The organism is Clostridium aciditolerans (genome assembly GCF_016316925.1).
Classification (GTDB): domain Bacteria; phylum Bacillota; class Clostridia; order Clostridiales; family Clostridiaceae; genus Clostridium_AM; species Clostridium_AM aciditolerans.
This window is the reverse complement of sequence record NZ_JAEEGB010000028.1, coordinates 1-14051: the sequence shown is the minus strand read 5'-3', so window position 1 is coordinate 14051 and position 14051 is coordinate 1. Positions and strand designations below refer to the sequence as shown.

The window sequence follows — 14051 nt, the reverse complement described above, 5'->3', positions numbered from 1 at the left end:
CATATACTGTTTTTTTGTTATAAGTAACTTATTATTGAATAAGGTTTTTTAAAGTAATATACTTAAGATGGATAATTATAGTTATTATTTTAACTAATAATCTTTTTCAGAAAAGAGGTGAATTATTAAAATAGCAAAAGCTATTTTATATTAGACTATGGAAAACTTATTTAAAAGCAGTGAAAATATATACAAATGTTTACACTTTCTTTCTAATATTGGAGTACCATTTATTCTGATTGACACTAACAATCAAGTTAAGGCTGTTACTCCTCCAGCAGTTGAAATGTTTACTAGCATATACATGGATGAAAGTTTATCGATTGTTGGTCGCAAAGTCAATGATATATTATGGTTTATTGAGGATAACTTTAATCATTTCCAAAAACACAGTATATCTAATTACGCATTTCAAAATGAAATAAAAATTAAAAATATAAAATGGAAATTTAATGGCGAATTTATAAGAACAAAAGATGATATAATTCTATTGTTAAATTATCACCTTGAAAAAGATGAATATATTAAAAAGGCTCTATTATTGACAGCTATTGAGGATTCTTCTGAAAACGCTATAATTGGCCAAGATGTAGATGGTGTTGTAATAAGTTGGAATAGAGCTGCTGAAAAAATTTATGGATATACTCAAAGCGAAATAATAGGTAAAAACTTATCAATACTTGATAACGATAGAAGTGGAAAAAATATTAGAGAAATGTTAGATACACTTAAGTCTGGTGAAGAAATTAAAAATTATGAAGTTAAAAGACTATGTAAAAACGGCGAAGAAATATTTTTGTCTGTAAATGTATCTCCATTAAGAAATTATAAGGGAGAAGTAATAGGTTCATGTACTATCTCTAGGGATATAACTGAAAATAAGATGCTTACGGAAAAGTTATACGATAGTGAAAAAAGGTTTAGAAATATATATGAACAATCTCCTATAGGCATAGAAATATTTGACTCTAATGGGAATACGCTTTCTGCAAATAAGTCCTTTTGCAATATGTTTAAAATAAATACTATTTCTGACTTTAAATACGATAATTTTTTCGAATCACCATATATTCCAAATAGAATAAAAGATAAGGTAAAGAGTAAAAAAATATCAAGACTAGTCTGCAGATATAATCTTAAGTCAAATAAAACTTATTTAGATTCTGAAAATGAAATATGTTATTTTGATATGCTGATTACTCCTATTTTAAACGAGTATGGAGATATAACATCTATACTAGCTCAGGTGCAAGATATTACCAAAGTCAAAACTATAGAAAAAATGGTTGGAAATTTCACTAGTTTATCTGACGACATTTTCTGTATTTTAGATTTCAAAGGTAACTTTTTAGAAGTTAGTGCAGCTGTAGAAAAGATTTTAGGTTGGAGTAAAGAGGAGTTTTCACACAAAAACTTTGCTAACTTTCTACATATTGATGATTTTGATGCGACCTTTAATGCTATTAATTCACTATTAGAAACAGGCAGAATCACATATAGAAATAGATATACCTGTAAAGATGGTAACTATAAATGGATAGAGTGGAGCTCTTTTATAGTAAAGGAAGATAAAGTAGTTTACTCTATTGGAAGAGATATTACCAAGCGAATGGAAAATGAAGAGGAGCTAAGAAAAGCAAAAATTGCTGCTGAAGAAGCTAGTATTGCAAAAAGTAGATTTCTTGCAAATATGAGTCATGAAATAAGAACTCCTATAAATGGTATTATGGGAATGACAGAGTTATCTTTAATGACTGATCTTACAGAAGAACAAACAGAATACTTAAATGTAGTTAAAACTTCATCTCAGCATCTGTTAGACATAATTAATGATGTACTAGATATTTCTAAAATAGAGTCTGGAAAATTTAAATTAGATTTGGTTCCTTTTAATCTGGAAGAAACTATAAATAAATTAGTTAAAAACTTCTCAATTCTTGCAAATAAAAAATATCTAGAATTTATATATTTTGTGGAGCCAACTTTAACAAAAGGTTCTCTAATTGGTGATCCATTGAGATTAAATCAAATTTTAATGAACCTTTTGACCAATGCTCTTAAGTTTACTGATAGAGGAAGCATTATTGTTTGTGCTAAGCATATTCCTAGTCCTACTGGAAAAGTAAAGGTACAATTTTCTGTATCTGATACAGGGATAGGAATACCTGATGATAAAATGGATAGACTCTTTAAAACCTTTAGCCAAGTGGATGATTCATATACAAAAAAATATGGAGGAACAGGTCTTGGACTAGCTATATGTAAACACCTAGTAGGGATGATGAATGGAGATATATGGGTCAATAGTAAAGAGGACCATGGAAGCTGCTTTTACTTTACCGCAGAGTTTTTACCTGTTGATGATTCTAAACAAGCTAGTTGCTCTAAAAATATTGATACACCTGCTCACATTTTTAATCAATCAGAAAACACTCCAGGTTTAGGATCAAAAAATGTATATAGTAAAACTATTTTAATAGCAGATGACAATGAGGTAAACCAGAGATTTATTTCAACTTTATTATATAAAAAAGGTTATAATTATCTAATTGCTTCTGATGGAAATGAAGCTATAAAATTATTTAATGAAAATAAAGTTGATTTAATACTTATGGATATTCAAATGCCAAAGCTAAATGGAGTAAATGCTACAAGAGTAATTCGTGATAGTGAAGATTTATTAAAAAAACATACCCCTATTATTGCCATGACTGCTTATGCTATGTCCGGAGATAAAGAAAAGTTTATATCTGTAGGTATGGATGACTATTTAGCTAAACCGATTGATTTTCAGTATCTATATGATATACTTGATAAATATTTAAATTAATAGATTTTAAAACAGCTATTTGAAAAATTGCAAATAGCTGTTTATTGTCTTTATTATAATTATTATGTTAAACTATTTTATAACTTATTTATGTACGGAGGTCGGAATGATAAAGAAGCCTTTTAAAGTAATTCCATTTTTATTTATGCTAATAATAACTTTTTATTGTATTTATAAATTTTATCCTGCTGATATAAAACCTTTGGAGGTATCTCAATATAAACAATTTAGAATAACATTTGATTATCCTATTGTTTTTGATAATACTACAAAAGAAAACATTATTATAAAAGATAAGGATGGTAATTCTGTTGACTCCTATGTATTTTTAGGTACCGATAAGAAAAGTATTATTATAAATCCACCTATTGATGGATATTCTCTTAATGAAAATTATTCCATAACTGTTTCTCCTAAGATTCATTTTGAAAACTTTGAGCTTAAAAATAAAAAAGTTGTAAGATTTAAAGTTACAAAAGATGTTAGACAAGCCCCTGTAAAAGTAAAAAGGAAAGCCCAAATTGGAGATATTGTAGGAGTTTCTGGAGAATTTATGGGGTATAAATATGATCACTATGGTTTATATTTAGGTAATAACAAAGTAATCCACTATTGGAGCAATACTGGTAAAGCAGAAGATACTGAAATTATGGAAACAGATATGAACAAGTATTTTGTTGATGGTAAATATTTTGTATTAGATCTAAAAGGTTATTCTAAGTTTAGTCCTGATGAATCTATTAAAAGATCAAAGGAAAGGTTAGGGGAAAAAAGTTACGATCTTCTCCAAAACAACTGCGAGGATTTTGTAGTTTGGTGCAAAACTGATGACAGCAAATCTTTTCAAGTTACTAATGTACCTAAAGACCAAATACAAGTTATAAGAGAATTTATGTCCCTAGGCCTTAGTTTACAGTAAACCCAAAGCTATTTTTAGCAGCACAAATAACTAATTATTTGTGCTGCCAACTTTAACTTCTATCTTTTCCACTGCTTATACAAATCTGGCCTTACTTCTTTTAATATTTCATAAAATCTCTTTGCACATTTTTGTCTTCTAAGTTCTTTAATCATAGATTCTGGATAACGAGCTGACATTATTATTTGCCCTGCTGGATCTATTACTACTACACTCTCATCCTTCTGTACATATATATGTTCTCCTCTTATGTCTAATCTTCTAAAACCAAGTCTTTTAAATTCTTCAATAAGTCCAATTAAACTTATTGCTAGTTCTCTGCTTAGTTTATTTTTCCTCAAATATACAGGAAGCTTTTCCCCTCCAACATATTCTCTAAACATAATTTTCCCAAATCTTCCGTAGACTTTAGGGAAATATTTACTCCCTTCCGCTGCTTTTAAAACCTTGTATTCATCAATACAACTTCTCTCTATCATACATATTTTAATCACCGTTTTTCCATCTGGCAGTAGATATACTTTTCCATTTCTACCTCTTCCTAAGTACTTACATTTATTTAGGTCCATTTTTTCATATATATCGAATTTATTCATGAATGTCCCCCTTTTTATATCTGCCATTGCTTGTAACATTTTTAGTATATAATCTAAAAATTTGATACTAAAGCGTACTTATTTATTACTATACTGGCATTTATGGAAAAGTGTGATATTTTCCCACTTATTATTCTAGAGAAATCCAATAAAAAATAAATGCATAGATGAACTGTTCATCTATGCATTTATCTTTGATATTCAATTACTTCATAATCTTGATTTAATGTATCTATAAATAATATCCTTTTTCTAAGCAGCTCTCCTCTTCCTATTAACACTTTTATAACTTCACTTACTTCAATTGAAGCTACAAGAGCTGGTGTAAAAGATGGATTACCTAATTTTGCTTCAACGCCTTTTCCTACTTTTTTTCCATATATAATATTTAAGGTTTTGTCTCCCGGATATACCGTAGTTACGTGACCATACCAACCAGCTATAGCCCCAGATACTAGTGGAATGTTCAATTCTTCACAGGCATCTTGTAGCATAAGTCTTGCATCTATACTATCTAATGCATCAACTATAATATCATGTCCATTTAAAATCTCAAAATAGTTCTCTTTAGTAAGAAATTCATTTATAGCATTGACCTCTATTAGTGGATTGATATTCATCATCCTCTTCTTAGCAACAATAGATTTACTTTTGCCTAGCGAATGAATATCAGATAAGATTTGCCTATTTAGATTAGATTCTTGAAATACATCTCCATCTACTGCAGTAATGTATCCTACTCCAATTCTACCTAACATCTCGATTACATATCCACCTAATCCTCCACATCCTATCACACATGCTTTATAATTCTCTAATTTATCATTTTCTTCAGAGGATAGAGTTTGCATATTTCTGCTATATCTCTCCAAGTTAACCCCCTCCTACTGGTGGAAATAATGATAAGACATCCTTGTCTTTAAGAGGTTTATTTAACTGACCATCAATTCCATTAATTAATAATATAGCAACCTCTTCTGAACTTATTTTAAGTATATCAAGAATATCTTTTGGAGTTATATTTTCTTCAAGTTCTAAAAAGTATTTTTTTTCTCTTCCTTCTCTAAATGTTGCAAATAGCCTTACTTCGATTTTCACCTTATCACCTCCTAAAATGGATAAATAATTGACAATGGACAATTGACAGAGGACAATGCAGGAGAATTTTTCTACGCTACACTTCGAAAAATCTTTAAATTTAAAAGAAACTCCTGCTCTTTTGTTTCGCAGGAGTACACTCTGTGTAAGCGATTCACTCCAAATCAGCACGCTGTGTAAGCGACTATCACCAAATCAAAGATTTGGGTTCTCTGCTTAAGTTAGTGATATTTTGCTTTAGCAAGACAAGCCTGAAAAAATAAATTAGTTTTCTGACGCAAGGAAGAAAACTCACCTTCATTGTCCTCTGTCCTCTGTCAATTGTCCTCTAAAAAGTGTATAAGTTAACCTTGAATTTAGAAACCCTATATTATGCTTTTATATATTCATCAAGTCCAAGCTTTTTAAGAGTTTCTGCTGTAGGAATACCATTTTCATCCCATCCTCTTACTGAGTAGTATTCAGGAAGAAGAACATCTAATTTGTGAACATATCCCTTTGAAGGTCCATCTGGAATTTCCTCTTCTAATAGCCTCTTAGGAAGAGTATCCTGCTTACTATCTATTCCTGCAGCTAAATTATATAATTTTTCTAGTGTCCAAATTCTATCTCCTGCCATCATTAATGAATTAACATCATGAAGCTCTCCTCCTACTACAGCATTATACATATCTACAAAGTCTTGAGCACCAAGCCCAAAAGTTGTAAATATACATAATCCAAGCGCATCTATAACTGCTGTTAAGTCATGGAATACTCTAGCGTAAGCTGCTTTTCCTTCCAATGAGAACCTATCAAGTTTTTCTGGATATCCTAGTATTTCAGGGCTTATCATATAACCTTTAATATGGCAGCCTCCTCTGTTATTAACGGCATAAGTTATTCCGTGTCCTTGACAACCTCTAGGGTCATAAGCTGGAAGCTCTTGTTTCTTAACTGTCATTGAAAGCTCAGGAGCTCCGTAGCTTGAACACAATCTATATGAACCTTCAGCTAACTTATCACCAAAACCTTCTCTTTCTCCCATCTTTTTAGTCCATTCTACTATAGCATTAGCATCTCCCCACTTTAATGATATACCATCTGCAGATAGTTCATCATCGTTGATATATCCTCTTTGATAAAGTTCCATTGCTGCTGCAATAGTCGCTCCTGCTGAAATTGTATCTAATCCATATTCATTACATAGCATATTTGCTCTGTTAACAGCATTTATATCATATACATCACAATCTGATCCATAAGACCATAATGTTTCATACTCAGGTCCTCCACACTCAGTTCCATCATCAAGTTTTACCCATCTTCCACATGCTATTGGACATCTATAACAAGGATTTTTTCTAACTAAACAATCCTTAGTTAGAGTTTCTCCACTAATCATATCTGCATTTTCTGTATATGCTTCTTGGAAGTTTCTAACTGGATGTATTCCATTCTCATTAATGATATTAACTAATACTGCACTTCCGTATGTTGGAAGACCAGTACCTGCTACAGGGTCTTTTCTTAAGATTCCTATTTTTTCAGAAGCAACCTTCTTAACTGCTTCCTCATCAAATAATTGAACCTTTCCACTTCCTTTTACAACTATAGCCTTTAGGTTCTTAGAGCCCATAACTGCTCCAACTCCACCACGTCCAGCTGCTCTATCAACGTCATTCATAATTGCCGCCATAGGTGATAATTTTTCTCCAGCAGGTCCTATACATAAAACCTTAGCCTTACTGTCAGTTTCGTTCTGAAGCATAGTTGTAGTTTCTAAAACAAGTTTTCCCCAAACATTTGAAGCATCTTTGAATTCAACTTTATCATCTACTATATTTACATATACCGGAGTGTCTGACTTTCCTTCTACTATAAGCATGTCATAACCAGCTGCCTTAAGTTCTGCTCCCCATTTTCCTCCTGAATTAGCTATGGCGATAGTTCCTGTTAAAGGTGACTTAGTTATTACCATAAATCTTCCGCTTGTTGGTACTGGTGTTCCTGTAAGTGGACCTGTAGCAACAATAAATTTGTTATCTGGTGAAAGTGGATCTATCTTAGGGTCTACTTCATCAAATAATGTTTTTACCCCTAAACCTCTAGCACCTAAATATTTTTTAGCTTTATCAATGTCTAAAACCTCAAGCTTGAAAGTTTTGTCACTTAAATTAATTCTTAAAACTTTTCCATTATAACCGAACATATTGTAAATCCCCCTTGTACATAGATATTTCATATTTATATATAAGCAATTACTATGCCAAAACTAAAACATAATAAGCTTTTCCCTGTATTTAACCTATATTTAAGTCTATGCTTGAATTATTCAAATAATAATTTGAACAAAAAAACAAAGCCTCTATAAAATTCAGAGACTTTGTTCCAAAACAGAGCACATAAGAGGATTATTATTGTTCCATTTTGGAATTTCGTTCTAAAACAGAACAATCTATAGAATAATTATTCATTTTTCTATATAGTGTATTTCTTCCAATGCCTAATGATTTAGCAGCGGCAGCTATATTTCCATTATATCTTTTTAATACTTTTATAATATGCTGTCTTTCCATATATTCTAGCCTTAAACACTCATCCGGTATATTGCTTTCAAATATTTCTGATGAAGTATTCTTTGCTAAAAGGTCTATTGGTACAGATTCTGTATTGATGATTAATTCAACTATATTTTCCAGCTCTCTTATATTTCCCGGCCAATTATAGTTGATAAAATACTCTAATTGACTATCAGTTATCTCAACTATATTCTTCTCTAAGTGTTTTGATGCCTTTTTCATAAAATAATTAATTAATAGTGGTATATCATCTCTTCTTTCTCTCAAAGGCGGAAGATGTACCGGAAGAACATTTAGTCTATAATACAAATCTTTCCTAAAGCTTCCTTTTTCCGCTTCACTTCTTAAGTCCTTATTTGTAGCTGCAATAATTCTAACATTCACAGGAATCTGTTTTGAACTTCCAATCTTATTTATTATGCCTTCTTCAATTACTCTCAAAAGCTTAATTTGCATATCAAGAGGCATCTCACCAATTTCATCTAGAAAAATAGTTCCCCCGTCAGCAATTTCAAACTTACCTGCATATCCACCTCTTTTAGCCCCAGTAAAAGCCCCTTCTTCATAACCAAAAAGTTCAGATTCTATTAAATTTCTAGGAATCGCTCCGCAATTTACTGCCACAAAGGTTTCATTATGTCTATCGCTGTGATTGTGAATGGATTGAGCAAAAACTTCCTTACCAGTTCCGCTTTCTCCGGTTATTAAAATAGTAGATTTACTATCTGAAATCTTCTTAGCATATTCAATTATTTGAATAAATTTCTCATTCTGACCAATAATCTTATTGAAAGTATATATGGCCTTACAGGAAAGTATTCTATCTGCAAGTCTTCTGGATTTTTTATATGCTGCTTTCTTATTATTTTCTATCATTCTCTCGATAGCTTTTGCGGCTGCAACCACCATGCCCAATGTATGAGAATGAACAAATTCACTGTAGCCAGTTAAATTCAATACTCCCATAATATTTCCAACGTCATCTTTTATAGGCGCAGCGGAACAAGTCCACTTGTGGTAAGCCTTGATATAATGCTCATTTGCCGATACTTGCACTGGCACTTTTTCAGTTAAAACTAGGCTCATAGCGTTAGTACCAATATGCGCCTCATCCATATATGCACCGGGTATCATTTTAAATTTAAAGGCATCAGACAATATCCCTTCATCACCAATAACGTTTAATATACATCCTTCTCCGTCAGTTAATATAGCAAAAAAATTTGATCCCTTAACAAAATTATATAACTCATCTATAAAAGGAGTAGCATTTAGTATTAGTTCTTTATTATGATTCAACTTCTCCTCAAAATCTTTCCCATGCAGTATTTTTCTGCTAAATATAATATTAGAGTCTATTCCCTTGTTAATACATCTTTTGTGGGATTCATAAACATATGATTTTTGACTTTCTTTTCTTACTTCCAACATAATCCTCCTTCTAAAGTACAGTTACCCTCCTATTTGATACATCATTTTATTACTGCTGCTTTTTTTATCACATTCTAAGTTATGTTGTGAAGGCTTATTATATATAACCTCTTTCAGTGCTGATGTAAGCAAAACTTCATTATTCAGATACTCTTTTATATTCAACTCATTAGCTGAGTGAAGACAAGGCTTTATAGTTCCCATAGATGTAAGTCGTATTCTATTACAACTTGTGCAGAACTTACAACTTAAAGGACTTATAAATCCAACTTTTCCCTTAGAATTTTTCATTTTATATAAGGATGCTGTACTACTTTTATTTGTTTCTAGAGGCATTAACTCTGGAAATCTAGCTATAACTTCACCAGATGACATAAATCCTTTTTCATAAAGCTTTTCGCCTTGTCCAATTGGCATAAGCTCTATAAATCTAATTTCTACTGGAAGTTCTCTTGTAAGATTAATAAAGTCAGAAATTTCATCGTCATTAATTCCTTTTATAAGTACTGTATTTATTTTTACAGGTGTAAGTCCAATGCTTATACATTTTTGTATAGCTCTTAAAACTTTATTTATATCTCCACCTCTAGTAATCTGCTTAAATTTATCTTCCTTTAAAGTATCAAGACTTATATTCACTCTACTTAAACCTGACTCCTTTAATTTATCCGCTAAATCCTCAAGCAAAATTCCATTAGTAGTTATAGCTATATCTTTAATTCCGGGTACTTTTGAAGTTTTTTCTATTAACTCTTCTATTCCCTTTAATATTAAGAGCTCTCCTCCTGTATATCTTATCTTTTTTACACCAAGAAGGGCAGCGGCATTTACAATCTTTAAAATTTCCTCAAATCTCAATATTTCTTCATGTGATTTTTTGTATACTCCTTCTTCAGGCATACAGTATATACACCTTAAATTACACCTATCTGTAAGAGAAACCCTAAGATAATCTATGCTTCTCCCGTATCTATCATTCATTTTCAAGCTCCCTTCTATTTATTTAATTATATTATAGTACCAACTTCCGAATATTCATATCCCCCTAATTTTTCTAGTTCCTTTAAAAACTCCTTGTTTTTCATAATCTCTAATAATCCTTTAATTATATCTAGTTCTAGATATTCATGAGGGATAGCTAAATCGTACTCCTCATTACAAATAGGTATGAAACCTAAATTCATCATCTTAGCTGCTGAGTAAACTCCAAGTCCGCAGTCTGCATCACCACTTCTAACCGCCGCAGCTACTGATAAGTGAGTATATTCCTCTCTCTCATATCCTATAATCTCCTTAGGATTTATATTTAACTTTTTTAAGTTATAATCTAATAATAACCTTGTGCCAGCTCCTCTTTGTCTATTTACAAATCTATAATTTTTTTCTGCTATATCCTTAATTGAATTTATATTTAAAGGATTTCCCTTTTGAACCATCAATCCTTGAATTCTCTTTACACACTTTATTAACTTTATATTTTTGTCTGATAAATATTTTCTTATATAGGATGTATTATACTCTCCATTCTCCATATCTAGCAAATGAATAGGTGCTATATGTGTTTCTCCATTTCTTAATGCCATTATTCCTCCCATACTTCCAACATGTGCTGATGATAAATAGTAATCTTTTTTCTTAACATGTATTAAATCAGATAATATATCTATTATTGGGTCATGGCTTCCTATACATACAATAGTGTTTCTAATATCTTCTTCCTCTTTTAAGAGCTTAACCTCTACTTGTTTGCCAGCTTCAATACCTTCTACACTTTGCGGAACTTCAAGGATTCCATCAGCTCTAACCAATGACATAGTAGCACCTGCTCCTCTAGTTAATGGAGTTGCTATAAGCTTATTTCCTACATATCCTAACTTTATTCTTACAAATTCATGATATTTTAAAGAGGACATAACTCTCCTTGATATTATAGCATTTACCTTTTTTAACTCTTTTCCTTCAAAACCAATATACTGTTCAATAAGTTTTTTTACTACAGACTCCATAACAAAATATGCTGACACAGGATATCCTGGTATTCCGATTACAGCCTTGCCTTTAACTTTTCCCATTATCACGGGCTTTCCTGGTTTAATTGCCACACCATGTATAAAAACTTCACCCAATTCTCTAATTACATCTGCTGTATAGTCCTCTCTTCCAGCTGAAGAACCAGCATTTATAAGTACTATATCGCATTCTTCTACTGCTTTTATTAAAGTATTCTTTATAAGCTCATAATCATCTTTTAATATTCCATACCTTTTTGGAACTCCTCCAAACTCTAGAACTTGTGCAGAAAATACTCTTGAATTAAAATCTATAATATCTCCTACTTTTAAGTCACTACCTGGTTCTACTAGTTCCGTACCGGTAGGAATAATACCTACAACTGGACTTTTGTAGACTTTAACCTTATTTACTCCTCCTGCAAGCATTGCACCTATATCTACAGGACGGATTTTGTGATTAGAAGGAATTATAAGTTGATTTTCAACTATATCTTCTCCTAAGGGCCTTATATTTTGCCATGCTACTGCACTTTTATATATTTTTACGCTACTCTCCTTATTTCCAATTAAATCTTCTACCATAATTACGCAATCATACTCTCTAGGTATTGGATCTCCCGTATCGACAACAATATAGTCTTCTCCCTCTTTGAGTTCAACTTGATTCTTTTCAGAGGCCCCATATGTGCTTTCTGACTTTAAAGCAATACCATCCATAGCTGAGCAATTATAAAAAGGTGATGATATTACAGAGTATATTGGCTCCCATGTGATTCTTCCACAAGTTTTTTCCGTATCTATTTCCTCGTAAGAACCTTTTTCTTCGATTTTTTCAAATAATATTTTTATTGCTTCATTAAGTTCATAATTTGATAAATATAAATTTTGACCCACGGTAATCCCCCATTCTTATTGAGACATCTTCAAGAAAATACCTGATCAGTATACTAACAATTTTCTTTCAGATATCTTAGTTAAATTTGTAAACTAAAACCTTTTCTCCCTCTCTTAATCCTTCTATGTTTTTATCTATTTTTATATATCCATAAGCTTTTGAAAATCCTGTAATAAGGCCTGACTTCGAAAATATCGGATCAGCTATAAATTTATTATCCACATTTTTTAACACTACTGGCAGATATTCTTCCCTTCCTTTGGCCTTGTGATAGTTTATTGAAAAGCTACACTGAACTGGATACTCTTTATCTATATTATTTTGTAATTTGTTAATAAAGTTTTTTACAATGATCTGGTATATAATAGCACAAGAAAGTGGATGACCAGGCAGACCAAAAACAGCTTTTCCGCATACCTTTGAAATTATTGTTGGTTTACCTGGTTTAACGGCAATTCCATGTACTAGCACTTCTGATTCTTGAAATGAATCTATTACCTCTATAGTTTGATCTTTTACTCCCACAGAACTTCCCCCTGATATCAAAACCATATCACATTGCTTTAAAGCCTTATCTACCGTACTTTTTAGCAATTCATACTCGTCTTTAACTACTCCATAATTTATTGGCTCTGCTTCATCTTTCAATATAGATGAGTAAAGCAAATAGGTATTTATATCTCTTACTTGTCCTAGTTTTGGTATTTCATTTATACCAACAATTTCATCTCCAGTTGAGATTATACCTACTTTTGGTTTTCTAAATACAGGAATTTCTGTAAATCCTAAGCTTGATAAAACACCTATTTCATATGGTCTTAATTTTGTTCCTTTTTTTATGACAACTTCATCAATAGATATGTCATCACCAATTTGTACTACATTATCACCATTAGCACAAGCTGAATTTATGAGTATTGTTTCCTCATCCAACTTTTCCGTGTATTCTATCATAACTACCGCATCTGCCCCATCAGGAATCATACCTCCCGTTGGGACATAAACACACTCTCCTGGTAAATCTATGCTGTGGCCAGCTAATTCACCCATTAGAACCTCTCCCTTTAAATTAAGCATAGCTGGCATAGATTCGCTAGCTCCAGCTACATCCCTGCAATTTACCGCATAGCCATCCACTGTTGATCTTCTAAATTCAGGAACATTTACTTTTGATATAATATCCTCATAGATTATTCTTCCAATAGCCTTTTCTAAATTAATTTCTTCTTTTTCTAATTTATAATAAAAATTCTCATTTAAAATATTCTGCGCTTTGTTAACAGAAACCACATTAAATAAGTCCACCTTTATCACTCCTAACTTTTATATTATTTAGCTATATTTTAATATGAACCTGGGCATACCTTTAATAATGCCACAGGTTCAACTATAACTACTTTTTAGCGTTTGGAATAAATAATGATTGATTAAATTTATCTTTTCCAAACTCACTAATAAGCTTTTGAGTTTTATCTGATAGTATCCATGTTATAAATTCATCTGCTTCTTTTTCCTTTATTTTATGTTTCTCAGGGTTTAACTTTATTACACCATACTGATTGTATAACTTATCATTTTTCTCTGTCATAATTATTAAATCAAGCTTGTCCTTCATTGATAAATATGTAGCTCTATCTGTTAGGGTATATGCATTCTTTTCTTTTGCCATTTGAAGTACTGCTCCCATTCCCTTTCCTGCTGAAATATAA

11 protein-coding genes are annotated in these 14051 nt (G+C 31.5%); 2 read left to right on the top strand and 9 right to left on the bottom strand.

The annotated features are described in order from the left end of the window. Window positions 1-157: 157 nt before the first annotated feature. Together I6U51_RS18365 and I6U51_RS18360 are read left to right on the top strand one after the other, a co-directional pair. Entirely contained in the window at window positions 158-2830 is a 2673-nt protein-coding gene (locus I6U51_RS18365) for a PAS domain S-box protein (protein ID WP_211144024.1), read from the top strand. Window positions 2831-2936: 106 nt separating this feature from the next. Continuing rightward, a complete protein-coding gene (locus I6U51_RS18360) occupies window positions 2937-3749 on the top strand; it encodes a lecithin retinol acyltransferase family protein (protein ID WP_211144023.1) in 813 nt (270 codons plus the stop codon). Window positions 3750-3808: 59 nt separating this feature from the next. On the opposite strand, the gene I6U51_RS18355 is transcribed toward I6U51_RS18360, so the two are convergent. The 9 genes from I6U51_RS18355 to I6U51_RS18315 all read right to left on the bottom strand — a co-directional run. Next, complete coding sequence (locus I6U51_RS18355) at window positions 3809-4345, bottom strand: protein kinase family protein (RefSeq protein WP_211144022.1); 537 nt, start codon at window positions 4343-4345, stop codon at window positions 3809-3811. 188 nt (window positions 4346-4533) lie between these two features. Beyond that, entirely contained in the window at window positions 4534-5217 is a 684-nt protein-coding gene (locus tag I6U51_RS18350) for a HesA/MoeB/ThiF family protein (protein ID WP_211144021.1), read from the bottom strand. 1 nt (window position 5218) lies between these two features. Then, a complete protein-coding gene (locus tag I6U51_RS18345; protein WP_211144020.1) occupies window positions 5219-5443 on the bottom strand; it encodes a MoaD/ThiS family protein in 225 nt (74 codons plus the stop codon). Between the two features lie 370 nt (window positions 5444-5813). Beyond that, window positions 5814-7634 (bottom strand): aldehyde ferredoxin oxidoreductase family protein, encoded by a 1821-nt coding sequence (locus tag I6U51_RS18340; protein ID WP_211144019.1) that lies wholly within the window; start codon window positions 7632-7634, stop codon window positions 5814-5816. A 205-nt stretch (window positions 7635-7839) separates the two neighbouring features. After that, window positions 7840-9435: a sigma-54-dependent Fis family transcriptional regulator gene (locus tag I6U51_RS18335; RefSeq protein WP_211144018.1), complete on the bottom strand. Its 1596-nt coding sequence runs from the start codon at window positions 9433-9435 to the stop codon at window positions 7840-7842. Between the two features lie 21 nt (window positions 9436-9456). Beyond that, complete coding sequence (moaA, locus tag I6U51_RS18330) at window positions 9457-10416, bottom strand: GTP 3',8-cyclase MoaA (RefSeq protein ID WP_211144017.1); 960 nt, start codon at window positions 10414-10416, stop codon at window positions 9457-9459. A 26-nt stretch (window positions 10417-10442) separates the two neighbouring features. Continuing rightward, window positions 10443-12341, bottom strand: coding sequence for a molybdopterin biosynthesis protein (locus I6U51_RS18325; protein WP_211144016.1), 1899 nt, complete (start codon window positions 12339-12341; stop codon window positions 10443-10445). Between the two features lie 76 nt (window positions 12342-12417). Then, on the bottom strand, window positions 12418-13647 hold the full coding sequence (locus tag I6U51_RS18320) for a molybdopterin-binding protein (RefSeq protein ID WP_211144015.1): 1230 nt from the start codon (window positions 13645-13647) through the stop codon (window positions 12418-12420). A gap of 88 nt (window positions 13648-13735) precedes the next feature. Continuing rightward, window positions 13736-14051 (bottom strand): substrate-binding domain-containing protein (locus tag I6U51_RS18315; RefSeq protein WP_343069721.1); only part of this gene is annotated, 316 nt, incomplete at its 5' end.